At 68.6% G+C, this 23,447-nt stretch carries 18 protein-coding genes; 7 read left to right on the forward strand and 11 right to left on the reverse strand.

The window, feature by feature from the left end; translation table 11 throughout:
- Positions 1-18: 18 nt before the first annotated feature.
- Genes IFSED24_RS08385 through IFSED24_RS08400 form a run of 4 tightly spaced genes read left to right on the forward strand, consistent with a single transcriptional unit; the run spans position 19 to position 4,296 of the window.
- Positions 19-1,350 (forward strand): coenzyme F420 hydrogenase/dehydrogenase beta subunit N-terminal domain-containing protein, encoded by a 1,332-nt coding sequence (locus IFSED24_RS08385; RefSeq protein ID WP_491334767.1) that lies wholly within the window; start codon positions 19-21, stop codon positions 1,348-1,350.
- Positions 1,347-2,939, forward strand: coding sequence for a hypothetical protein (locus IFSED24_RS08390; protein WP_491334768.1), 1,593 nt, complete (start codon positions 1,347-1,349; stop codon positions 2,937-2,939). The genes IFSED24_RS08385 and IFSED24_RS08390 overlap by 4 nt, the downstream gene beginning before the upstream one ends.
- On the forward strand, positions 2,936-3,889 hold the full coding sequence (locus IFSED24_RS08395; protein WP_491334769.1) for a glycosyltransferase family 2 protein: 954 nt from the start codon (positions 2,936-2,938) through the stop codon (positions 3,887-3,889). Before IFSED24_RS08390 ends, IFSED24_RS08395 begins: the two co-directional genes overlap by 4 nt.
- Positions 3,886-4,296: a GtrA family protein gene (locus IFSED24_RS08400; protein WP_491334770.1), complete on the forward strand. Its 411-nt coding sequence runs from the start codon at positions 3,886-3,888 to the stop codon at positions 4,294-4,296. Before IFSED24_RS08395 ends, IFSED24_RS08400 begins: the two co-directional genes overlap by 4 nt.
- Before the next feature lie 4 nt (positions 4,297-4,300).
- Here IFSED24_RS08400 and IFSED24_RS08405 read toward each other — a convergent pair whose 3' ends face one another.
- The 5 genes from IFSED24_RS08405 to IFSED24_RS08425 all read right to left on the reverse strand — a co-directional run bounded on the left by IFSED24_RS08405 (position 4,301) and on the right by IFSED24_RS08425 (position 10,950).
- The gene (locus tag IFSED24_RS08405; RefSeq protein WP_491334771.1) at positions 4,301-6,835 is read right to left on the reverse strand and encodes a fused MFS/spermidine synthase; all 2,535 of its coding nucleotides are present in this window, start codon (positions 6,833-6,835) and stop codon (positions 4,301-4,303) included.
- 81 nt (positions 6,836-6,916) lie between these two features.
- Positions 6,917-8,257, reverse strand: coding sequence for an NTP/NDP exchange transporter (locus IFSED24_RS08410; protein ID WP_491334772.1), 1,341 nt, complete (start codon positions 8,255-8,257; stop codon positions 6,917-6,919).
- 74 nt (positions 8,258-8,331) lie between these two features.
- Positions 8,332-9,159 carry a hypothetical protein gene (locus tag IFSED24_RS08415; RefSeq protein WP_491334773.1) on the reverse strand — a complete coding sequence of 276 codons (828 nt, stop codon included), beginning with the start codon at positions 9,157-9,159 and terminating at the stop codon, positions 8,332-8,334.
- A gap of 98 nt (positions 9,160-9,257) precedes the next feature.
- A complete protein-coding gene (locus IFSED24_RS08420) occupies positions 9,258-10,052 on the reverse strand; it encodes an ABC transporter permease subunit (RefSeq protein WP_491334774.1) in 795 nt (264 codons plus the stop codon).
- On the reverse strand, positions 10,042-10,950 hold the full coding sequence (locus IFSED24_RS08425) for an ABC transporter ATP-binding protein (RefSeq protein ID WP_491334775.1): 909 nt from the start codon (positions 10,948-10,950) through the stop codon (positions 10,042-10,044). Before IFSED24_RS08425 ends, IFSED24_RS08420 begins: the two co-directional genes overlap by 11 nt.
- Before the next feature lie 282 nt (positions 10,951-11,232).
- On the opposite strand from IFSED24_RS08425, the gene IFSED24_RS08430 reads away from it, so the two are divergent.
- Genes IFSED24_RS08430 through IFSED24_RS08440 form a run of 3 tightly spaced genes read left to right on the forward strand, consistent with a single transcriptional unit; the run spans position 11,233 to position 14,453 of the window.
- On the forward strand, positions 11,233-11,436 hold the full coding sequence (locus IFSED24_RS08430) for a hypothetical protein (RefSeq protein ID WP_491334776.1): 204 nt from the start codon (positions 11,233-11,235) through the stop codon (positions 11,434-11,436).
- A complete protein-coding gene (locus IFSED24_RS08435; protein ID WP_491334777.1) occupies positions 11,433-13,289 on the forward strand; it encodes a biotin/lipoyl-containing protein in 1,857 nt (618 codons plus the stop codon). Before IFSED24_RS08430 ends, IFSED24_RS08435 begins: the two co-directional genes overlap by 4 nt.
- Positions 13,290-13,292: 3 nt before the next feature.
- Positions 13,293-14,453 carry a sodium ion-translocating decarboxylase subunit beta gene (locus tag IFSED24_RS08440; RefSeq protein ID WP_491334778.1) on the forward strand — a complete coding sequence of 387 codons (1,161 nt, stop codon included), beginning with the start codon at positions 13,293-13,295 and terminating at the stop codon, positions 14,451-14,453.
- Between the two features lie 7 nt (positions 14,454-14,460).
- Here IFSED24_RS08440 and IFSED24_RS08445 read toward each other — a convergent pair whose 3' ends face one another.
- The 6 genes from IFSED24_RS08445 to IFSED24_RS08470 form a co-directional block, all read right to left on the reverse strand.
- Positions 14,461-16,554 (reverse strand): tetratricopeptide repeat protein, encoded by a 2,094-nt coding sequence (locus tag IFSED24_RS08445; RefSeq protein ID WP_491334779.1) that lies wholly within the window; start codon positions 16,552-16,554, stop codon positions 14,461-14,463.
- Positions 16,551-17,069, reverse strand: coding sequence for a QcrA and Rieske domain-containing protein (locus tag IFSED24_RS08450; RefSeq protein WP_491334780.1), 519 nt, complete (start codon positions 17,067-17,069; stop codon positions 16,551-16,553). The genes IFSED24_RS08445 and IFSED24_RS08450 overlap by 4 nt, the downstream gene beginning before the upstream one ends.
- Before the next feature lie 25 nt (positions 17,070-17,094).
- A complete protein-coding gene (locus IFSED24_RS08455) occupies positions 17,095-18,393 on the reverse strand; it encodes a cytochrome b N-terminal domain-containing protein (protein ID WP_491334781.1) in 1,299 nt (432 codons plus the stop codon).
- Positions 18,394-18,524: 131 nt separating this feature from the next.
- Positions 18,525-19,550: a cytochrome d ubiquinol oxidase subunit II gene (gene cydB / locus IFSED24_RS08460; protein WP_491334782.1), complete on the reverse strand. Its 1,026-nt coding sequence runs from the start codon at positions 19,548-19,550 to the stop codon at positions 18,525-18,527.
- On the reverse strand, positions 19,550-20,893 hold the full coding sequence (locus IFSED24_RS08465; protein ID WP_491334783.1) for a cytochrome ubiquinol oxidase subunit I: 1,344 nt from the start codon (positions 20,891-20,893) through the stop codon (positions 19,550-19,552). Before IFSED24_RS08465 ends, cydB begins: the two co-directional genes overlap by 1 nt.
- A 120-nt stretch (positions 20,894-21,013) precedes the next feature.
- Entirely contained in the window at positions 21,014-23,260 is a 2,247-nt protein-coding gene (locus tag IFSED24_RS08470) for a hypothetical protein (RefSeq protein ID WP_491334784.1), read from the reverse strand.
- Between the last annotated feature and the right edge of the window lie 187 nt (positions 23,261-23,447).

The raw sequence follows: 23,447 nt of genomic DNA on the forward strand, positions 1-23,447 counted from the left end.
GCACCGAGGTCCGTCGCCTTGAGCTTACGCCAGCTACGATCGGTCATCGAGAGCGGGACCTGCACGGGTTGCGGCGCCTGCGTGGCGCTCGACACGAGCGGCACCGCCACCATGCGCGACACGCCCCTGGGTCCGGTGCCCGAGCTGACCGACGCGGCGGACCTGCCGGACTGGATCGAGCGCGCCTGCCCCGCCCTCGGCGTCCACTATCCCGACCTCTACCGCCACCACTTCGGCCATCACCCGGACAGCTGGCTCGTGGGCCACATCGAGCGCGCCCGGACCGGCTACGCCGCCGACCCCGAGATCCGGCGCGCCGGCGCCTCGGGCGGCGTGCTGACCAGGACCCTGATCCACCTCCTGGAAACCGGCCGGGTCGACGCGGTGATCCTCGCACGCCAGGGCGTGCCCACGCCCGAGCAAGCCCGGGCCGTCATCGCCACCACGCGCGAGGAGATCCTGGCCGGCGCCCAGTCGGTGTACATCCCGGTGGCCATGCTCGACATCCTGCGCGACCTGGTCCCTGGCCAGCGCTACGCCATCACCTGCCTGCCCGAACAGTCGGCGGCGCTGCGCGTGCTGCAGCAGCGGGGATTCGCCCCCGCGCAGCAGATCGCCTACGTCCTGGGGCCCTACACCGGCACGGCGCTCTATCCCGCGGCCATCCGCTGCTTCCTGCGCTCGAAGCGGGTGCCCGCGGACGACCCCGTCACCAGCCTGAAGTGGCGCGCCGGCGAATGGCCGGGCTACCTCGAGATCCGCACCCGCAGCGGCCGAGTCGTCCAGACCCCCAAGGTCTACTACAACTTCCTGATCCCCTTCTTCGTGACCCAGACCAGCCTGCAGAGCATGGATTTCGCCAACGAGTTCGCCGACCTCGCCGTGGGTGACGCCTGGTCGCCCGCCTTCGAGGCCGCCGGCGGCGGGCACTCGATCCTGGTGACCCGGACCGCGGCCATGGAGGCGGTGATCGCCGAGATGGCGGCGCAGGGACTGCTCGCGGCCGAGGAGGTCGACCCTGTCGCCGCCGCCGACATGCACGGCCACATGCTCGACTTCAAGAAGCGCGGCGGCTGGCTCCGCAACCAGTGGCGGCGCAAGACCGGCCGCCCCGCCCCCGACTACGGCTACGCGCCGCGTCGCTGCCCCTGGTCGCGCGTGCTGGTGGAGCTGGTGATCAGCTCGCTCTTCGCGTTGGGCCGGACCCGGGTGGCCCGCGCCCTGGTGTCGCTCATCCCCGAGTCGTTCATCGGCCCGGTCTTCAACCGGTTGCGGCTCGGCTGGAAGGCCGCGAGCAAGCCGACCAAGCGCAAGGGCCTGGCCAACTTCGAGGTGAAGATCCTGTCATGATCGGACACGAACTGAGAGCCTTCTGCGAGACCATGCTCCCCCGGCTGCTGACCCAGGTCTGCCGGGATCCCGACCTGCCCGAGCACGGCTGCTGCGACCGCAACTGGTGGCACTACAAGATCCGCGACTTCCCCTCGCTCATCCTGCAGCAGACGGGTTACGCGCTCCACTGCGCGGCCGCGAGCCTCGTCACGCCCGACCGGGCCGCCGCCCTCGACGAGCTGGCCCGCGCCAGCGCCGTCTTCTGGAACCGACGCGCGCAGAAGTTCCGCGCCTTCGAGGAATACTACCCCTGGGAGGAGGGCTACCCGCCGCTGGCATTCTCGACCCTGGCCGTGGCCAAGCTCGTCGCCGCGGGCGTGGTGCCGCTGGCCGCAGTGGAGCCCGGTCTGGCGGTGGCCGCGCGCCAGCTCCAGCAGCGCTTCGAACCGCGCGCCACCAACCAGCAGGTGGCCGGGATGGCGGCGCTCTGCTGGGTGCGGAAGCTGGCCCCCGCGCTGGTCGACACCGGCCGGTTCGAGGATCTCTGCCGGCGCACCCTGGCCTGCCAGCACGACGAGGGCTGGTTCCAGGAGTACGGCGGTCCCGACCTGGGCTACCTCACCGTGACCATGGACTGCCTCTGGGACGCCCACGACGCCACCGGCGACCCCCGCTTCCGGGAGTCGGCCGCCCGGGCCCTGGCGTTCCTCCACGCGTTCACCCGGCTGCCCGGCGGCGGCCTCGGCATGCACAACGCCCGCAACACCGACTACCTGGTCCCCTACGGCATCGCCCGCTTCCTCGCCGAGCCGGACCAGGCCGCGGCAGCCTGGGCGGTCCTGCAGCGTCACTACGCCGGCGTCGCCGACCTGGAGCACTTCCTGCACGCGGTGGACGACCGTTACCTCGGCCATTACATCGGCCACTCGCTCATCCGCGCCGTGCCGCTCATCGCGGCGGCCGCCACGGCGGCCATCCCCGCGCCGGCTCCGGCGCCGAGCGTCGACTTCGCCGGCTCGGGGCACCTCCTCCGCGCGAGCCAGCCCACCGGCGGCGCCACCCTGGTCTCCACCCGCAAGGGGGGCGTGGTCACCGCCTGGTTCGGCGACGCCATGGTCCACGATTACGGGTGGATCGCCCGGCGTGGCGCCAACACCTGGGTGAGTCACTGGTGGGGCGACTTCTGGCAATCGACCTGCCGCGACGATTCCATCACCGTGGCAGGCAGCCTCACCCTGATCAGGCCCAACCCCAGCACCCCGGCGAAGCATCTGGCCCTCCGGATGCTGAGCCTGCTGCTGGGGCGCCGGATCATCGGCTTCCTGAAGGAACGGATGATCTTCCGCGAGGGACAGCACCGCGCCCAGGCCTTCTCGCGACGCATCGGCTGGGACGGCGACGTCCTGGTGATCCAGGATCGGATCCAGCTCCCGGCCGGCGCGACCCTGCACCGCGCCCCGCGCGCGTCGCGCCGCCACGTGGCCAGCGCCGACAGCTACCACGTCGAGGACTTGCGTCCGGTGGCGCCAGGCATCAAGGTGACCGAGACCCGGGCGACGCGCGCCGGGGTCACCGAGATCACAACCCGCTACGAGGTGGACCGGTGAAGCTCATCGTCCAGATCCCCTGCTTGAACGAGGAAGCGACCCTGCCCGGGACCGTGGCCGACATACCCCGCGAGATCCCCGGCATCGACACGGTCGAGATCATGGTGGTGGACGATGGCAGCACCGACCGCACCGCCGAGGTCGCCAGCGAGCTGGGCGTCGACCACATCCTGCGCCTCGGCAGCAACCGCGGACTGGCCACGGCGTTCCGGCGCGGCGTGGAGTACGCGCTGGCCCACGGCGCCGACATCGTGGTCAACACCGACGCCGACAACCAGTACTGCGGCGCCGACATCCCGCTGCTCGTCGCCCCCGTCCTCGCGGGCCAGGCCGACCTGGTGGTGGGCTGCCGGCCCATCGCCGAGCATCCCGAGTTCAACCCGGTCAAGAAGATCCTCCAGCGCCTGGGCAGCTGGACCCTGCGCCAGATCTCCAAGACCACGGTGCGCGACGCGGCGTCGGGCTTCCGTGCCTTCAGCCGCGAGACCTGCCAGCGCATCTTCATCCATTCGCGCTTCTCGTACTGCATGGAGACCCTGATCCAGGCCGGCAACTCGGGGATCCGGGTGGCCTCGGTGGACATCCGCGTCAACCCGAAGACGCGCGATTCGCGGCTGTTCCGCAACATCCCGCAGTACATCGTCCAGTCGGGCGGCACCATGCTGGCCATGTTCGTGCTCTACCGGCCAGGCCGCTTCTTCAGCCTCCTCGCCACGCCGTTCCTGCTGGCGGCGCTGCTGCTCGGCCTGCGCTTCCTGTGGTTGATCTACGGCCTGGGCGCCGCCGACCCCGGGCGCACCTACCTGCCGTCGCTGGTCCTGCTCGCGGTGTGCGCCATCGTCGGCACGCTGCTGGTGGCGCTGGGCGTGATCGCCGAGATCCTCAAGTCGCAGCGCCGGGTCACCGAGGAGATCCTCTTCCTCGAGCGCCTGACCCAGGATCGACCGTGATCCGGCGGATCGTGCAACACCCGCTGTACCGCCGTGGCCTGAAGCTGTCGCGCTTCCTGGCCGCGGGGCTGCCGGCCTTCCTGCTGGCGCTCGTGCTGAACTACCTGCTGGTCACGCGCTGGCACTGGGCCGAACCGCTGGCCTACGCGCTGGTCCTGGTGGTGCAGGTGACGGTGAACTTCTTCATGTGCCGGTGCTTCGTGTTCGCGAAGACGAGCCCCAATCCGCTCTGGGTCCAGTTCGGCCAGTTCTTCGCCGGGATCGTCGGCTTCCGGCTGGCCGACTGGGCGGTCTACACGCTGGCGGTGGAGGTCCTGGGCCTCTACTTCCTGGCGGTCCAGATCGCCAACGTGGTGATCTTCTCGGTGCTGAAGTACCGGTTCTCGCAGAAGGTCATGGAGACTTGACGGGTTAGAAGTAGAGCTGGATCAGGAACGGGTACTCCTGATCCTCCGGGTTGGCCCGGCACGCCCGCTGCAACGCCTGCAGGCTCCGCTGCATATCCCCGCCGAGCTGATGGTACAGGCTCTCGCTGAGCAGCTGATTCCCCGCCACGAACCGTGCCAGCCGCTGCGGGTCCTCGACGTTCGCGAAGACCCCATCCAGCGCCACGCGGTTGTCCATGAAGAAACGGATGTTCTTGACGAGGTTGTCGGCCGCCAGGCAATCGGGGGCAAAGAACTCGGTGTAGGACCGGTCGTCGGTGTTGATCGGGCTCGTGGCGCCGAGGCGGGCGATGGCCGCGCCGTCGAGCATCAGGGTGGCCGCCAGGTGGTACGGATCGAGATAGAAGTGCTCGTCACGGGGCAACGCGTCGACCCGCGCCCGCCAGTCGGCGAAGTCCACGGTGAGCGGCGCCAGCGAGCCCAGCAGCACCGCGTGGTAGTGACCGAGCCAGACCGTGCTGTGCGGGAAGACCGCATGGAAGGTGGCGATGAGACCCAGGAACTCCTCGGTCCCCAGCTTGTGCAGCGGCAGGTACTGCGAGACCATGCCGCCCTCGGTCAGGTGGTCGCGGCAGAGCTCGAAGTATTCGCGGGTATAGAGGTTGCCCGAACCGAGGATGGGGTGGGTCGGATCGCAGGAGATGAGGTCGTACTGGTGGTTCGACCGCTGCAGGAAGTGGCGCCCGTCGCCCGCCCGGATCGTCAGCCGCGGATCATCCACCACGCCGTGGTTCAGGTCACGGTAGTAGACGGCGGCTTCCGCCAGGCCCGGGACCAGCTCGACGCACTCGATGGACTCGACCTCGGGATGGGAGGCGATGGCTGACGTCGTCACCCCGATCCCGAACCCGATCACCAGCACCTCGCGGCACTCGAGCCCCATGAAGAAGGGGAAGTGGCCCACCATCTTGACCACCTTGATGGCGTCGTAGGTCGAGCCGATGACCGCGCTGTTGTTGACGAAAGTGTACTTGGCGCGGGCGCGTGTGCCCCGGTCTTGCCCCACCGTGAGCGTCCCCTCCACCGACTCCTCGTAGAACAGGATGTCCCGGTCGAAGCGCTTGAACGAGGGCGGGAGGATCCGTAGCGACGGGCCGACCAGCAGGACGACGCCGAGGAGCGCCGCGGCGGTGTAGAGCACGGCGCGGGGCGTGGCGGCGGTGCCGGTCGGCGCCCAGCGATGCAGGATGAAGGCCGCGGTCCAGACCAGGATCATGACCACCAAGAGCACGGCATGTCCGGCGCCGAGGAGCGGCAGCAGGAGGAACGCCGCCGCCACCGGGCCCAGCACCGACCCCGACGTGTTGACCATGAGCACCAGCCCCACGTCGCGCCCGATGGTCTGCCGTCCCTCGGCATACATGCTGCACGCCAGCGGGAAGGCATAGCCGGAGAAGGCTGCGGGCGGGAACACCACCAGCAGCGACGCGAGCGCCGGCAGCACCAGCACCCGCAGCAGCGGGTCGCTCAGCGCGTCCTGGAACGGGAACATGAGCAGCTCGGGCATCCTGACCAGCACGATCAACCCCAGCCCAGCCGTCACCGCCATGGCGACCATGGCCCGGACCAGCGATCGCTGCGGATCACCCTGCAGCCGGCTGCGGCGCTCGAACACCAGGCTGCCGGTGAACAGGCCGAGGATCACCAGCGACGACACGAGCGCGAATGTGTAGCTGGTGTTGGTGAAGTAGATGCGGAACATGCGCATCCAGAGCACCTGCAGCGCGAGCATGGCCAGGCCGCAGACGAAGGCGCCGGTGAGCGCGCTGCGGCGCAGGGCGGCAGGGTCGGTCGGGGCTTGCTTCCGTTTCTGGCGCGAGGCGGGACGGGCCGGGGCCGCGGGTGGCGCACCCGCCTCGGGCCCCGCGGCGAACCAGCCGGACCGATCGGCCGCCAGCAGCCAGATCGCCAGCCCCAGATCGACGGCCACCGCCAGCAGCACCGTGGCCTGCTGGCCGAGCACCCCCAGCAGGACGAACCCGGTGACCAGGCCGCCGACCGTGCTACCGAGAGTCTCCACCGCGTAGAGGCGCCCCAGCGTGGCGGAAACCGACGGCTGGCCGACCACGGCGAGCTGGCTGACGAGTGGGAACACGCTGCCCATGAGGAACGCGGGCAGCAGCAGCAGAACGGCCGCCAGGACGAAGACCACCGGCTCGGCGAACCCCGAGGTGGGCAGGACCCCATAGAGCGCGGGGATGGCCTGCTGGAAAAGCACCAGGTCGAGTGCGCTGAACACTCCGATCCCGCCGACCAGCAGCGCCAGGAGTCGCCCGGTCCGGTCGCTGCGGATCGCGCGCCGGCCCCAGAAGTAGGCGCCCCCGCCGAACCCGGCCATGAACGACGCCAGGACCAGGGTCGCGGCCGAGACCGTGGAGCCCAGCACCAGCGAGAGCAGCCGGTTCCAGCTGACCTCGTAGACCAGGAACGTGAAGCCCGCCAGGAAGATGATCAGCTGCAGGAAGGAATACCGTCGGGACGTCTCGGCTGGCTGGTTCATCGTTGCTCCTGGTCACGGGAGGAATCGGCGCGTTCCAGCGTCAAGAATACATCCTGCCGGGTGCCGCACAAGACGCCAACGTCAGGCGGCCCCGTTCGTCCGCCGCCGGTACTCGCGCCCGATCAGCACCGCCAGCACGATCCAGACGACGACCAGCGCCAGGTTGACCGCGGCGAACTGGCGCACGCCCAGGGTCAGCAACGCGCTACCCACGTAGACCAGCAGCGCCGAGAGCACGTCGCCGGCGCGCACGAAGAAGGTGTCGATGGCCTGCTTGGCGTTGTACTTCTCCTCGCGGGAACAGGGCAGGAAGAGCACGTTGCGCACCGTGTTCTGCAACGAGTAGTCGGTGGCGTTCTCGGCGCTCTTGGTCCAGCGCACGTAGCGCAGCAGGGGATAAAGCACCACCAGGCCGTTGCCGAGCAACGCGGTCACCGGCAGGACGAGCAGCGCCACGCGAACGCCCAGGTACTTGAGGATCCGCGAGACCACGAAGAGCTGGAGGACCACGCCCAGCAGGTTCACGCCGAAGAAGAAGTCGGAGTAGAACTTGCCGATCCAGGCGGCGGTGTCGAGTCCCCCGGCGGCACCGGTGGCCACGGCTTCGGTCGCGGCCGCGGTGACCAGCTTGCCCAGGATGTACTCGCCGTTGGTGTTGACCCAGTTGGCGATCAGCATGAGGAAGGCGATCAGCGTGAGGTACCGGCTGCGCAGCACCAGGCGGAAGCCGCTGGTCCGGCCGAGCGTCTCCCGGCTCGTCGCCGACGCGGTGCTCGCGGCCGGTGCCTCACGCCGCCGGTCCCGTTCGCGCGCATCGATGACAGCGGTCAGCAGGATGGACAGTCCGAGCAGGATGCAGCTCACCAGCAGCAGCTGCGCCACCCCCACCATGGCGAGCAGGATGCTCGCCAGGCGGCTGCCGAACACGGCCCCCAGCGAAGCCCCGAAGGCCACGATCACGAAGAGCCGCTTGCCCTCCTCGGCGGTGTAGACGTCGTTGGCGAACGACCAGAACTGGGCGACCACCATGAGGTTGAAGATGCCCACCCAGAGGTAGAAGACCACGCCCACCCGGACTCCGGCGAGCACCAGGAAGTAGAAGAGCACCAGGCAGGCCATGAAGAACAGGGTCACCAGCGCGATGAGCCTGCGCCGCTCGAAACGACCGGCCAGCCGGGCGTAGACGGGCACGACCAGGGCCAGCAGGAGGACCTGGCCCGCCGCCGCGTAGCTCTTGAGCTCGGCCCCGCCACCCGCCAGGATCAGCGATTCGCGGACCGGCTTGATCACGTAGTACGCGGTGAGCAGGACGAAGACCGCACAGGTCAAGAGCAGCGTCGTGCCGGCCTCGCCGGCGCGGACCTCGGTGAAGAGGCTCAACGATCGCTCGAGCCAGCTCTTCTTTTCTCGGTATCGGGACAACCGGCTACCTTCCCTCTTGCGACGGCGGCGAGGAGCCAGGCTAGCATGGACCGCGAACGGGAACCAGCGCGAGCTCAATCGCCGTGGATGCTCAGTCCCTGCTGTCGGTTGCGGTTGAGTTCGAGTCCGACGGTGGCCGTGCAGAACAGTTCGTCCAGCCGGTCGCGATAGGACGCCAGCGCGACGGTGATCGCCGGCGGCAACCCGTCCTGCCAGGGCAGTCGGTCAGGATCCGCGGCGAGGCGTTCGATCTCCGTCTCCAGGCTCCGCCGCCACTCGCCGAACTCCTCCCCCGCGGCTTCGGCCGCCACCACCGCGTCCAGCTGGTTCTGCAACATCTGACGCAGGACGCCGCGGATGCGCTGATTCTGCAACGCGCCCCCGAACAGCTGCTCGCCTTCCTCCGCTGCGCCGGGAACCAGCCGGTCGGCATAGACCAGCACGTAGATGTAAGTGTACTCGCCGAGTCCCATGTCCACCGCCAGGAGCGCGCTGTTCCGGGCATGGAAGAAATCGCCCATGCGCGGCACCATCTTGAAGACGTCACCGGAGAGCTTCATCACCTCGACCAGCACCTCGCGCTTGGGCGCGTCCTCCTCGAGCTGGTCCATGCGCTGGAACTGCCGGTCGGCACGAGCGAACTCGGCGCACACCGCCATGACCGCCGACCGCACCGTCAGGAACGCCTCCAGCCGCTCGGGAGCCACGGCGCCGTCGAGCGGCGGGATGAAATCGGCCTGCTCGCCGTGCCGCTCGTCGAGGACCTCCCGATCGGCGATGGCCTCGCGGAACTTGCCCATGAACACGAACGAGCTGCCGACCACGCCCACGATCACGAGCACGATCAGGCCCCCGCAGCCGATGCCGCAGCCCAGCAGCCATTTCTTCGTCGGTGAATTCATGGGCTCCGTCCTTCCGTAAATCCTGCCCAACCTGAGGGAACCGTTTGATTGCAGGACGCGAGACCGTCCCGCTGGTTGCAACCGCTTGCGAGGGATCGCTACGGCGCCAGATCGCGACGCTCCCAGATCAGCACCGCGGCCAGCACCAGCACCAGGCCGCCGCCCAGGAGCACCAGGGTCGGTTCCAGCGCAAAACGGCCCGCCAGCGAGAAGCAGGCCTTCTGCTGGGCGAAGAGCGAGACCGCTCGCCAGCCGGCCAGCGAGGGCGAGACCAGGCGCAGTGTTTCCAGCACGTAGCTGGCCACCACCACGACTCCGGCCGCCAGCGTGGCCTGGCGGGCGTGCGACAGCGCCGCCGACCCCAGGACCGCGAGCGCCATGAACAGCCAGACGAGGGGCAGGCTGCTGAGCGAGGCCAGCAGCAGATAGCCGGCGCCGGTCTCGGCCCCGATGATCCGGGCGCCGACGATCACCCCCGCCGCCAGGGCGAGCACCACCACCACCACGGCGCTGCCCACCGCGAGATGCTTCTCCACCACCACCCGCCAGCGTCGGATCGGTCGGGCCAGCAGCAGGTCGATGCTCTTGTGATCCAGCTCGCCCGCCAGCAGCCGGCCGCCCTGCGAGACCGCGAACACCGCCAACAGGAGCGGTAGCGGTTCGAAGAGCTTGACCCGCAGGAAGCCCTCCAGACGGACCATGTCGCGCACGTCGCCGATCATGGCCTTGAACGCCGGGGGCATGCTCTCGAGGAATTTGACGATGCCCGGCATCTGCTCGATGGTCGGGTAGAGCAGGACGTTGACCGCGCCGATGACCGCCAGCCCCAGACTCCAGGCGACCAGGCTCCAGCGCAGGTCGTGCAGGGTCTTGAGGTAGATGCTACCGGGCATCGGTGGCCCTCCGCTCGCCATAGAGCGCGAGGAAGAACTCCTCGAGGCTCGGTTCGCGGCTCAGGACGTCGTGGATCTCCAGCGGCGCCACCGCCGCCAGGAGCGGACCCAGCGAGCCCTGCACGGTGCAGCGGAGCACGCAGCCGTCCACCGCCGCGTCGCTCACCCCGTCCACCGCCGCCACCGCCGCCGCCTCGGGCGGTCGGGCGCAGGTGATGGTCACGAAGCGCAGGGATCGACCGTGCCAGGCAGCCATGTCCTCCACCGCCACCAGCTTCCCCTCGCGCACGCTCGCCACGCGGTCGCATACCCGCTCGACCTCGGTCAGGTTGTGCGAGGATAGCAGCACCGTGCGGCCGGCCCGGCGCGACTCCTCGATCAGGCCGAAGAATTCCTGCTGCACCAGGGGATCGAGGCCGCTGGTGGGTTCGTCGAGGATCAGCAGCGACGCCTCGTGCATGAAGGCCTGGACGATGGCCAGCTTCTGCTTGTTGCCCCGGGACAGGGTCCCGATGGGGCGTCGCAGCTCGGCGCCCAGCCGGCCTGCGAGTTCCTGGATCCGCTGCGGATCATGGCGGCCCTGCAAGCCGCCCAGGTAGGCCAGCAGCCGCCGACCGTCGAGGTTCTCGTAGAACTGGAATTCCCCGGGCAGGTAGCCCACCTGGCGCCGGACCGCCACGCCCTCGCGCCGGCAGTCGCGGCCGAAGACCAGGGCCTTGCCCCGCGTGGGCCGGATCAGGTCGAGCAGCAGCCGGATGGTGGTGGTCTTGCCGGCACCATTGGGGCCGAGGAACCCGAAGACCTCGCCGGGGTTCACCACCAGGTCGAGCGATTCGATGCCACGATGGCGACCGTAGAACTTGGTCAGGTCGCTGGTCTCGATGGCCGGACTGTCCAAGGTAGCGGATGCCTCCGGTTGTCGGCGTATTCGCAACGAGCGGCACGGCGTTGGTGAACCTACCAGATCCAGCCCCCGCGGGCTATCTGGTCTTGCAACCTGGCACGGAATTGGCTTGGCGTGGACCATTCAGGGCACTCATCTGCCTGACAGCGGTATTGAAAAAATAAGTCAATTCCTGGCTTGTAATGGCTCGCTCCCAGGATCTAAAGTGACCTGGATGGATCGTCAAATCAGCCAGATCCGCAGTATTCGCTCCTGCGGCAAGAAGGGACTCGGCGCGTGAATCTCCTGGCCGCCTGTGGCATCGCCTTCGGGGCCGTCTTCGTCCTGCTCTCGCTGTTAGCAGCAATCATGCAGGCCATCACCCGTTTCTTCCCGGTCCGCCCCGCGAATGTCGACCCCGCCTGCGCGGCCGCCATCTCCAGTACGGTCGCCATCCACCTGGGTGGCGCCAAGGTAACGAGAATCGAGGAGACATCATGATCTTCACCGATCAACCCAAGAAGATCAGGGTCCTGTTCACGCCGTTCCGCGACGGTCTGCAGAGCTCGTTCGGCGGCAAGGTCCGCCTCGCCGACATCCTGCCTGCCCTGGAATTCGCCGCCTCGGAGGCGAAGATCAGGCACATCGAGTTCGGCGGCGGCGCGCGCTACCAGGCGCCGTACTTCTACGTCGGCGAGAACCCGTTCGAGTGCATGGACAGGATGCGCGAGACGGTGGGCCCCGACTGCGACCTGCAGATCCTCACCCGGTCGGTCTCGGGCGTGACCCTGACCACGCAGCGGCTCGACGCCCTCGACCTGCAGGCCCGGCTCATGGCGCGTCACGGCACCACCTGGGACCGCAATTTCGACTACATGAACGACGTGGAGAACCTGGTCAAGACCGGCCAGCCCATCGTCGACGCCGGCATGCACCACCAGGTGTGCGTGGCGCTGATGGGCCTGCCGTTCCACGACGACACCGTGCACACGCCCGAGTTCTACATCGACGTGGTCCGGCGCCTGCTCGCCTCGGGTCTGCACTTCGATTCGGTGTGCCTCAAGGACGCCTCGGGCACCACCGACCCGCACACCATCTACGAGACCGCCAAGGGCATCAAGGCGCTCCTGCCCCCCGAGGTCGCGCTCTGGCAGCACACGCACGACACCGCCAGCCTCGCGGTGGCCCAGTACCTGGCGGGCATCGCCGGCGGCGTCGACGGCATCGACCTCTCGTGCCGGCCCATGGCCAGCGGCACCGTCCAGCCCGACGTGCGCTCCATGGCCCACGCCCTGAAGAACACGGGCTACTCGCTGGATCTCGACGTCGACCGCATCCACGAGATCGAGAGTCTGCTCGACGTGGGCATGCAGGACTACGAATTCAACCCGGTGACCACCTCGGCCGACGCCCGGGTGGTGGGCTTCCCCATGCCCGGCGGCGCCATCGGTCCCAACGTGCACATGATGAAGGAAGCGGGGATCCTGGACCGCTACAGCGACGCCCTGGCCGAGTTCCCCGTGGTGGTCAAGGCCGGCGGCGCCTGGACCAGCGTCACGCCGGGCAGCCAGCAGTACTGGCTGCAGGCGTTCAACAACGTGCTCTACGGGCGCTGGAAGAAGATCAACGAGGGCTACGGCAAGGCCGTGCTCGGCTACTTCGGTCGCACGCCGCTGGATCCCGACCCCGAGGTGGTGCGCATCGCCAGCCAGCAGCTCGAACTCGAACCGTTCACCGGCGACCCCCTCGAGGCCGCGCCCGACAGCCTCGAGCCCGCCCGACAGGCGCTGGCCGAGCGCAACCTGCCGTTCTCCGAGGAGAACGTGTTCCTGGTGGCCGCAGCCGTGGTCCCGGGCAAGAACATGGACCTCAACGAGGGCATCCGCCTGCTCACCGGCAAGGCCAAGATCGTGCTGCCGCTGAAGAAGCAGGAGACCGCCCCGGCCCCGGCCCCGGCAGCTCCTGCGGCCAGCGCGGCACCGGGCGGCTTCACCGGGCCCATCACCACCAGTTGCACCGTGGTCGAGGGCGGGGTCACGCGGACCTTCGCCATCACCATCGAGCCGCCGGCCAGCGACGGCAGCGCACCGGCCGCCGCCGCCACGCCCGCGACGACGCCCACTTCCGCCGGCACCACGCCGATCTACTCGCCCTTCGACGGCAAGACCGAGCTGGTGGAGATCAGCGTGAAGGTGGGTGACACGGTCGCCGAGGGCCAGGTCCTGGCCGCCGTGGAAGCGATGAAGGCCAAGCACGAGGTCATGTCGCCGGTCGCCGGCAAGGTGCAGTCGATCCAGGCCAGCCTGGGCGACGATGTCGAGGCCGGGCAGCCCATCCTCACCATCGGGGCGTGAGCGATGGAAGCGCTGACCACCCTGATCGAGAGTTCGGGCTTCGCCAACCTCGGCTGGCAGAGCCTGGTGATGTTCGCCGTCGGCGGACTGCTCATCTACCTGGCCATCACCCGCGAGTACGAGCCGCTGCTCTTGATACCCATGGGCTTCGGCGCGATCCTGGCCAACCTGCCGCTGGCCGGCATGGCGGCGTCCCACGGCCAGTTGGCGGGCGCCGGCGAATCGCATCAGCTGCTCCAGCTGGTCTACGACGCGGGCATCCGCACCGAGTTCCTGCCGCCGGTGATCTTCCTGGGCGTGGGCGCGCTCACCGATTTCCGACCGTTGCTGGCGCGCCCCATCACCTTCCTGCTCGGCGCCGCGGCCCAGTTCGGGATCTTCGTGGCCGCCCTGGGCGCGTACTACCTCTTCGGCGACACCTTCAGCATCCAGGAGGCCGCGGCCATCGGGATCATCGGCGGCGCCGACGGCCCCACCTCGATCTTCCTGGCGTCCAAGCTGGCGCCCGAGCTGCTGGGCGCCATCGCGGTGGCGGCCTACAGCTACATGGCGCTGGTCCCGGTGATCCAGCCGCCCATCATGAAGCTGCTCACCACCCACGCCGAGCGCAGCCTCGACGCGGGCAAGGTCCGCCCGGTCTCGCGGACGGCGGTCGTTCTCTTCCCCATCATCTCCGCCACCGTCGCCATCCTGGCCGTCCCGACCTGCGCCCCGCTCCTGGGCATGCTCATGTTCGGCAACCTGCTGCGCGAGTCGGGGGTCACCGAGCGGCTGTTCAAGACCGCCGGCGGGCCGCTCGTCAACATCGTCACCATCTTCCTCGGCCTGACCGTGGGCGCCACCATGGCCGGCAGCGCCTTCCTCAGCCCGCGCACGCTCTTCGTGCTGCTGATCGGCGCGGTGGCCTTCGCGTTCTCCACCTTCGGCGGGGTCATGTTCGCCAAGGCGCTCAACCTGGTGCTGCCCGCGGGTCGCAAGATCAATCCTTGCCTCGGCGCGGCGGGCGTGTCGGCGGTGCCCATGGCCGCCCGGGTCGTGCAGTCGGTGGTGTCGAAGGAGACCCGCGGTCGGGTCAATCCGCTCATGGCCGCCATGGGTCCCAACGTGGCCGGGGTGATCGGGTCGGCAGTGGCGGCGGGGGTCTTCCTGGCGCTGTTCGGCTGACGGGGGCTCAGTCCCGACGAGCCCGTTCGACCGAGTCGAGATACTCACGCACCTGCTGCAGGTTGCGCGCCGCCCGCGGATGGTCCGGCATCCCCGCCACCGCCCGGGCCAGATAGCGCTCGGCCTCCTCGTACCGGCCCATCTCCGCCAGCAGCAGGCCCAGCGAGTAGGCGATATCGTGCACCTGCGGCTCGGCGTCCAGCGCCTCGCGGAGCAGGCGCTCGGCCTCGTCGTTGCGCCCCTGGCCGTTGAGCACGATCGCCAGGTTGACCTTGGCCGGCACGAAGAGATCATCCACGGCCAGGGCGCGCCGGTAGTAGGTCTCGGCCTGGGCCTGATCACCGAGGCTGGCGCTGAGGTTGCCCAGGTTGAAGCCGCCGAAGGCGAAGTCGAGCGAGTATTCCATGGCGGCCACGTACTCGGCCAGCGCGGTGCGGCGGGCTTCGCGCTGGTAGGGCTCGAACAGGTCGTCCGGAGCCGCGGCCAGACGCGAGGCCGCGGTCATGCGCACCGAACCGACCGGGTCGAAGAGCAGCGGGGCGAGGAGCGCGACATAGCGGCGGGCGTCGGCGGCCGTGGCCTGGCTGACGGCGGTGTAGCGGACCAGCGGGTCGGGGTCGGCCAGCGCCCGGGCAACCGCCTGGGCGCTCTCCGCCGACGGGTAGGCGTTCAGCAGCGACAGCGCCGTGGCCCGCACCATGGCGGGATAGAGCTCGTCGCCGGCCAGGCGAATCAGGTCGTCCCGCGCCTCCGGCCGACCCTGTCGACCGGCGGCGAGGATGGTCCCGTAATGCGGCTTGCGGGCACGCCCGTACCACTCCTCGTACTTGGTCACCGCCCAGGCCACGGTCTGGTCGGCGTGGCAGCCGGCCATGTTGCAGGCGTTGGGGGTCCCGATCCGCTGCGTGAGATCGGGCCGCGGGATGCGGATGCTGTGGTCGGCCCGCTCGTCGATCACCATGTACGCCTGCTCGGGCATGTGGCACTTGACGCAGAGCGCCCCGTCGCTGGGCTTGCCCTCGTGGATCTTCTTGTGGAAGTGATGGTCGGCGCTGTCGTAGGTGGCGCCGAGATGGCATTGCAGGCAGAGGTCGTTGCCCTCGTGGCGGAGCTTCAGCGAGTGCGAGTCGTGGCAGTCGCGGCAACTGACATCGTTGGCGAACATCTTGCTCTGCACGAACGAGCCGTAGACGTAGACCTCCTCGAGGATCTGACCGTCGGCATGATAGAGGCCCGTGTCCAGGGTGGTCGGCACCAGGGAATCCAGCAGGTGTCCCGGTCCGTGGTCGTAGTCGCCGAGGATGACGCGCCGCGAATGGCAAGGCGCGCACAGCTCGACCATCGCCACCGTACCGAGGTCCTCGGTGGACACCGCCAGACCGTAGTTCTCGACGGCCGGGCGGGCCATGGGCTGGATCTCCGCCCACGCCACGTGCCGCGAGCCAGGACCGTGGCAGGCCTCGCAGCTGACATCGATCTCGGACCACGTGGTGTGGAACGAGTCGGCCGCGGCGTGGTAGCCCTTCACCAGGTTGGTGGAATGGCATTCGGCGCACATGCCGTTCCAGTTCTGGCCGCCGCCGGTCCAGTGCAGCCAGTCCCCCGGCGGGATGTCGGTCTCGGGATAGAGATCGAACCAGCGCCCCAGATCGGTGTCCCAGGCGATGGTCAGGCACTGCAGGCGGCCCCCGGGAAACGGCACCAGGTACTGCTGCAACGGCTCGATCCCGAAGGTGTGGCTGATCTCGTACTCGCCCGGCTGGCCGTCGGGGCCCGCGGTGTGGACGAGGAACTTGCCGTCGCGGCGATAGAAGCGCGAGGTGACGCCCTTGCTGGTGAAGGTGACGTCGCCGAAGTCGCCGAGGACGGTGCTGTCGGCGGCCACCGCCATGGCCCGGTCGTGGTCGCTGTCGAGCCAGGCCGTGTACGCGGCCGGATGGCAATCGCGGCAGGCCTCGCGCCCGACGAAGGTCGGCGGCGCCGATCCGACCTCGATCCGGGGCGCTCGGGCCTGGCGTACCACGTACACCGGCACCAGCAGCACGATCGCCGCCAGGGCGATCAGGCCGACGAGGCGCCACCTGTCGAGGGAGTCGTTCATGGCATGGCGACCTGGCTGGTGGCGAACCGGCGCCGCCGCACCGCCGCGCTGACGTCGACCTTGACGATGCCGTTCTCGATGCGGACCGGGTAGAGGTCCAGGGCGCGGTCGGCCGGCGGGCCGAGGACCTCGCCGGTGATGTCGAAGACCGAGGCGTGGCAGGGACAGGCGAAGCGCTGCTCATCCTCGAGCCAGGGCACGGTGCAGCCGAGGTGCGTGCAGGTGCGGCTGAGCGCGAGGAAACCGCCGTCCGCGAGGCGCGAGAGGTAGAACCGGCCGGCCGGGAACGCGGTCACCGAACCCGGCGCGAAACGCTCCACCGGGCCGGCCACCACCAGGTCGCCGCCCTGCCGGCTGGACGGACGGCGCCGGCGCGGGCGCAGCAGGTCGAACCCGATCCACAGGAATTGCAGGCAGGCGAGCCCGCCCAGGACGTACCAGGCTCGCGCGAGGAAGCTGCGGCGGGCGGGCGAGGTCGGCGCCGTCTCGTTGGTTCTGGTCCGCTCGTCGCTCATGCGTCTCTCCAGACCGGTCGCACCGTCATGCCGTCCAGGGCCAGGTCAGGCTCATGCCCACGCCGCGCAGCCAGAACCCCGTGGCGGTGAGGACCGCGAAGGCCACGGCCAGCAACACGAACAGTGCCTGCAGTGAATCCTCAGGCGTAGCCCGCAACTTCCTTCTGAAAAAAAAGTTGAGAGCCAGCAACACCCCAATGAGAATCAGGAACGGGATCAGCCCGTTGCTGACCACCGGCGCCAGCGAAGGCCACCACACGGTGGGCTGGAGCCACCACTCGCTGGCCATGATCAGCAGCGGCGTCGCCACCAGGGCGATCACCGCCGCGAAGAGCGCCAGGCGTCTGCCCAGCGCCGAGCCGAACCAGATGCCCGCCGTCTCGGTCGTCCGTCGCCGATAGGGCCACCAGACCAGCGCGGCCACGGCGCACAGCGGGATCACCAGGACCGCGAAGACCGGGTGGAAATGGATCTGCAGTTCCTGGAAGCCCACGAAGTACCACGGCGCCTTGGCCGGATTGGGGCTCATACCCGGATTGGCCGGGGCGCCCAGCGCCGGCGCCCGCAGCACGGCCAGGGCCAGCACCACCGCCAGCAGCACCACGCCCGCCACCGCCTCGCGCAGGATGAGGTCGGGCCAGCCGCGCCCGTACTCGACCTCGGCCGCGGGCGCCTGGCCGACGGCGCGCGGCGGCACCACCCCCCGCGCCTTCCGCACGCGCCAGAAATGGAAACCCATGAGGATCGCCATCGCCACCGGCACCAGCGTGGTGTGGATGGTATAGAAGATGATCAGGGTGGCGGGCCCCACCTCTTCGCCCCCGCGCATCCCGGTCTGCAGCCAGTCGCCGATCCAGGGCACGTAGGCGAGCATGCCCGTGCAGATGGTCACCGCCCAGTAGCTGAGCTGGTCCCAGGGCAGCAGATAGCCCGTGAAGTTGGCCGCCAGGACGCAGAACAGGAGTCCGAGACCGATCAGCCAGTTCAACCGGCGGGGACCGTCCACCGCGCCGGTGAAGAACACGCGCAGCAGGTGCAGCAGGACCACGGCGATGAGCAGGTTGGCGCTCCAGTGGTGCAGGCCGCGCACCAGTTCGCCGAACAGGGTGTCGGCCTGCAACTCGACGATGGACTGGTAGGCGCGCTGGGGCGTGGGCTCGTAGGCCAGCATCTGCAGGGCGCCCGTGACGATCAGCAGGACCGCCAGCAGCGAGGACATGCCGCCCAGTCCCCAGGTATGCCGGTAGCCCAGCGTGCTCACCGGCACACGGTTGGGTCGCATGTGCAGGAGGAAATAGCGCCGGACGGTGGTTGGGCTGGACACGATGTCCTTCCGGTGGAAGGTCGAGAGGGCGACGTCCGCTTGCTGGCGGGATTGTGCCACAGGTGCCGGGTCCAGGCCAAGGCCAAGGTGGGTCGGGGGGCCTCGCCGGGACGCGGCCCCCCGCCGGTCGGTCAATACGACATGGAATCCAGCTTCACCTTGCCCTGGAACACGCGGTAGATGTGCGCGGTGTATCCCAGCACCAGCGGCATGCCGATGCAGGCCAGGATGAGCATGGTCCGCAGCGTCGCCGTGGAGCTGGCCGCGTTGTAGGCGGTCATGCTCAGCTCGGGGTCGGGGCGCGAGTGGATCAGCTCGGGGAACATGCCGATGCCGAAGAGCGCCAGCATGAGCACCATGGTCAAGGACGACGAGAGGAAGGCACGCAGTTCGCGGCCGAGGTGCATCTCGCGCGGGATGTTGGCGATGGCCAGCACGCTCAGGGCCGGCACCAGGAACAGGAGCGGCTGCGCGCGGAACGGCGCGGCCATGTGTGGCAGGTAGAGCAGGGTGGCCATGGTCACCACCACGTAGAGGATGATGAAGCCGATGATGGTGGGACGCACCCAGGTGCGCACGCGCTCGTTCAATTCGCCCTCGGTCTTCAGCACCAGGTAGATGGCGCCGTGCATCAGGAACATGGCCACCACCAGCAGACCCGTGAGCACGGTGTAGGGGTGGATCTGCGCCAGGAGGTCGCCCTGGTAGCGGAAGTTGGGCTCCAGCGGCACGCCCCAGGCCACGTTGCCCAGCGCCACGCCGATCAGGAGCGACGCCAGCAGGCTCGAGACGCTGAAGGCCCAGTCCCAGAACCCGCGCCACCGCGACCCCGGCCGCAGGCTGCGCACGTGGATCGACACGCCGCGGAAGATCAGGGTGAACAGCAGCACGATGAACGCGAGGTAGAAGCCGCTGAAGGCGGTGGCGTAGACGTGGGGGAACGCGGCGAACAGCGCGCCGCCTCCGGTCACCAGCCAGACCTGGTTGCCGTCCCAGAACGGACCGATGGCGTTGAGGAACACGCGGCGGTCGCGGTCGTCGCGGGCCAGCAGATGCAGGCCGCCGACCCCGAGGTCGAAGCCGTCGAGGATGGCGTAGCCGGTGAAGAGCACGCCCACGAGCAGGTACCAGATCACGTTGTAGAACTCGGCGCCCATCACGACACCTCCCCGGCCGGCAGATCCTCGGGCAGCGGTCCCTTGCGCACCTTCTGGTCCAGCAGCACGATGAAGACCACGAACAGCGCCAGGTAGATCAGGGTGAACAGGATCAGCGAGAACAGCACCTGGCCGGCCGAGATATTGTCGCTCACGGCGTCGGCGGTGCGCATGAGCTCGTAGACGATCCACGGCTGGCGGCCGATCTCGGCGGCGGCCCAGCCGAGCTGGTTGGCGGCCTGCGGCAGCAGCACCGAGAACACGAAGATCCAGAGCAGCCAGCGCTGGGTGAAGAGCAGGCCGCGCCAGGCGAGCAGGCCGCCCCCCCAGGCCAGCGCGATGAGCGCCATGCCGATGGCCACCATGAAGTGGTAGGTCTGGAACGTGACCTGCACCGGCGGCCGGTCGGCCTCGGGCCACTCGTTCAGGCCACGGACCACGGTGGCGGTGTCCTGGTCGATGAGCCAGCTCAGGAGGCCGGGAATCTTGATGCCGTAGACGGTCTCGTTCTTCTCGTCGACCCAACCGAGGACCGTCAGGTCGGCCGCGCCTCCGGTCTCGTAGATGCCCTCGAAGGCCGCGAGCTTGGCGGGCTGGTGCTCGGCCACCATCACGGCGTTGCCGTGGCCGGTGGTCAGCTGCAGGAGCGAGGCGGCCATGGCCACCACCAGCGCGACCTTCATGGAAGCCCGGGCGAACTCGGTGTGCTGCCGGCGGAGCAGGTAGAAGGCGCCCACCGAGATCACGAAGAACGCCCCGGTCTGCCAGGCGCCCATGAGCGTGTGGGTGAGACGGTCGAGGGTGGACGGGTTGAGCACCGCGCCCCAGAAACTGGTCACCTCGGCGCGCGCGCCCACGGCGGTCTCGACGATGTGGTAGGCCGTGGGCGTCTGCATCCAGCTGTTGGCCACGATGATCCAGATCGCCGAGAAGTGCGCACCCAGGCAGACCATGCAGGTGGCGAAGAAGTGCATGCGCGCGCTGATGCGGTCCCAGCCGAAGAGCAGGAGCGCCAGGAAGCCCGACTCGAGGAAGAAGGCAAAGATACCCTCGGCGGCGAGCGGCCCGCCGAAGATGTCGCCCACGAAGCGCGAATACTGCGCCCAGTTGGTGCCGAACTCGAACTCCATGACGATGCCGGTGCCCACGCCGAAGGCGAAGATGAGCCCGAAGATGCGGACCCAGAAGCGGGTGAGCTGGTGGTAGAGCGGGTTCCTCGTCCTCAAATAGAGGCCTTCCATGAGGACCAGGATCAGGCCGAGGCCGATACTGAGCGGCGGGTAGAAGTAGTGGAAACCGATGGTCAGGGCGAACTGGATGCGGGATAGGAGAGCAACATCCATGACATGTCTCCTGGATGATGGTCAGAACGATTGTTTTGACCTTGATACACCCTGGCAAGCGCGGTGTACATGGAAACCAGGACACGATGTCTGATCATGCCTTCGTCGCCCCGCAGGTCCTCAATTCTTGCCCACGTTCACGCGGAACATGAAGTCGCACTTCCAGTCCATCCAGCCGGAGGAACCCTCGACATAGCCCTTCCCATCGGGATAGCCGTCCAGGTACCACCACTCGTAGGCATCGCTGCTCCTGTTGCGGACAGCGATCGTCAGGCGCTGGCCCGGCTCGACGCTCAGCATCCTCCGGCTGACATCGATGACCGCCAGTCGCTTCTCGCCCTCGGCCGGGAACATGTCGGGGTCGTAGCGCTCGGAGAAGAGGACCTCGCCCTCCGGCATTCCCCTGGCATCCACCTGCCGGATCTCGACCTGCAGTTCGTCGCGGACGTCCCGCGTGCGGTAGATCCCCAGCTCGATGGCCTCGACGAGCCCGCCTTCCGGCACGACCAGCGTCTGCGCCACCCAGTTGCGGTTCCAGACCGGCTGGCTCTTGCGCGTGTCGGGGACCCATTCCGCCGAGGTGGGCGCGGCCCCTGGTGAGCCAGTGTTCCTCACGTAAGTGCGGAACGAGAAATCGCCGCCCCGCGGCGTCCAGCCGCCGCCGCGCACCGGCCTGGTGAAGCTCTGGCCATCGGCATAACCGTCCTCGTAACTCCAGGCGTAGGACCTCGCGCCGCGGTGCGTCACGACGATCGCCAGCGTCTCGCCGGGAAACACCTGGATCTGGTCGTAGTACAGGTCGATGGCCGCGGCCGGCGCGGGTTGCCCGACGGCATGGGTCGTTCCGGGTTGGCCCGGCGGGCCGGGCGCCATGCCATCCGGATCCGGCCGGACCGAGAAGGAACCGGGGTGGAGCCATTTCTCGACGAGCACGTCCTGGCCGCTCAGCGAAGGCCGCCCCGACGCGTCCACGCGGGCGATCTGCAGCCGCAACTGCTCGTCGGCACCGCCGCTTTGCTGGCTGATACCCAGCTCGATCTCACGCAGAATGCCGCGCTTGCCCACCGTGAAGGTCTGGGCGCAGATCAGGTCGCGGTCGAACGCCTGCCAGCGGGTGGCCTGCGTCAGCCAGTCCTGGTCGAGGTCTGGGTCGATGCCAGCGGCAGGGAAACCGGGTTGATCGGGACCGTCCTCGGGCAGGCACACCTCAGGACAGAACGGAGTGAAATCCAAGAGTCTCGGCGCCCAGTGGCAGACCAGCTTGTTCATGTTGTCGAAATAGCAGAACGGATCCCGGTCGCGGAGGATCCCCACCCACCCGGAGGCGTACCGCAAGCCAAGGGCCCCGCAGATATTCTTCATGACGTTTTCCATGTAGGCGAAGAAGACCCGCTGGACCTCGGGATCATTGGCGATCTTCTGGCGCGCCTCAGTGCCCCAGATCTTGCAGACCGCGTAGGTGAGGCCCAGCAGGATGATGGTCCGATCGCAGGCGCAGCACGCGTCGCATTTGAACCAACTAGAGACATTCATGGCGACGCGCCCATCATCGTTCCCGCGCGACGCCTTGCTCACGACTTCGCCCGCCGGAACCGTCATCTCTTCCAGCACATGGCCGATCGACTCCGACAACTGCTCGGCGGCGTCGGCGAATACCGCCGCCTCGGCAGCGGACATTTCGATCGGTGTGGCCCTCGCCACCACGATGAACGGGTCGCCGGCATTGCCGGTGACCTTCACCCGCCAGCGGCCCTGGGCCGTGGGGTTGAAGATGTTCAGCACCTCGAGGCCCTGATCGAAGCCCTGTTCCTCGACCATGCTCACGAAGCCGGCGTTCGGGGTGGCGCGGAGCTGCTCCTGGTAGCTGTCGAGGTCGATGTCCAGCGCGGTCGCCTGCGGTTGACCGGCACGATCGGGAGTGCGGCTGCCGCGGGCCACCTTCCTGGACGCCTGGGGATCGGGCAAGGGTACGATCCCCAGCAGCGACCTGGCCGCGTCGGTGCGGGATCCGCCCGGTCCCGCCGCCCGCGCCACGCGGCTCGAGGACATGGCCTTCTGGGCGGGCGGCACGATCTCGATGCGCACATCGCGCAGCGGCACGTCCGGGTCGCGCAGGTTCTCCACCGTGCAGAGGATCTCGAGATCCTCGCCCGAGACGTCGAGGTAGAGTTCCTCGTCGATCCAGACCGCCTCGTCACCGGTGCCCACCAGCACGCTCCACTGGATCCGACCTTCGCCGAACTCGGCGAGGGCGACCCCGTCCCCGAGGTCGGTGGTCAGGCTATCGTCGCCGGCAAGCAAGGCGTCGGATCCCATCGCCACGAGAACGAACAGGATGGTGGCCGTCCGAACTGCGGGCACGTTCATGGCGGATCCTTTGCATTGGGGCGCGCTTGCTCCGATATGGGCAGGAGTATCGATTATCAGTGCCGACCGGCCTACTTGAAAGCGCTATAACAAGAATCTGGAAGTCTTCTTAAGGAATCTGCGTAGCAACGATATCCACCTGTCGCGGCGCCCATTGCCACCCGGCAAGCGCTGAACTAGGATATTG

This window comes from Candidatus Latescibacter sp. IFSED24 (assembly GCF_058273205.1).

Coding starts and splice junctions, on each gene's coding strand:
- IFSED24_RS08390 (WP_491334768.1), top strand. CDS start 1,347: ATGATCGGACACGAACTGAGAGCCTTCTGCGAGACCATGCTCCCCCGG.
- IFSED24_RS08405 (WP_491334771.1), bottom strand. CDS start 6,835: ATGAACCAGCCAGCCGAGACGTCCCGACGGTATTCCTTCCTGCAGCTG.
- IFSED24_RS08415 (WP_491334773.1), bottom strand. CDS start 9,159: ATGAATTCACCGACGAAGAAATGGCTGCTGGGCTGCGGCATCGGCTGC.
- IFSED24_RS08420 (WP_491334774.1), bottom strand. CDS start 10,052: ATGCCCGGTAGCATCTACCTCAAGACCCTGCACGACCTGCGCTGGAGC.
- IFSED24_RS08435 (WP_491334777.1), top strand. CDS start 11,433: ATGATCTTCACCGATCAACCCAAGAAGATCAGGGTCCTGTTCACGCCG.
- IFSED24_RS08440 (WP_491334778.1), top strand. CDS start 13,293: ATGGAAGCGCTGACCACCCTGATCGAGAGTTCGGGCTTCGCCAACCTC.
- IFSED24_RS08445 (WP_491334779.1), bottom strand. CDS start 16,554: ATGAACGACTCCCTCGACAGGTGGCGCCTCGTCGGCCTGATCGCCCTG.
- IFSED24_RS08450 (WP_491334780.1), bottom strand. CDS start 17,069: ATGAGCGACGAGCGGACCAGAACCAACGAGACGGCGCCGACCTCGCCC.
- cydB (WP_491334782.1), bottom strand. CDS start 19,550: ATGGGCGCCGAGTTCTACAACGTGATCTGGTACCTGCTCGTGGGCGTG.
- IFSED24_RS08465 (WP_491334783.1), bottom strand. CDS start 20,893: ATGGATGTTGCTCTCCTATCCCGCATCCAGTTCGCCCTGACCATCGGT.
- IFSED24_RS08470 (WP_491334784.1), bottom strand. CDS start 23,260: ATGAACGTGCCCGCAGTTCGGACGGCCACCATCCTGTTCGTTCTCGTG.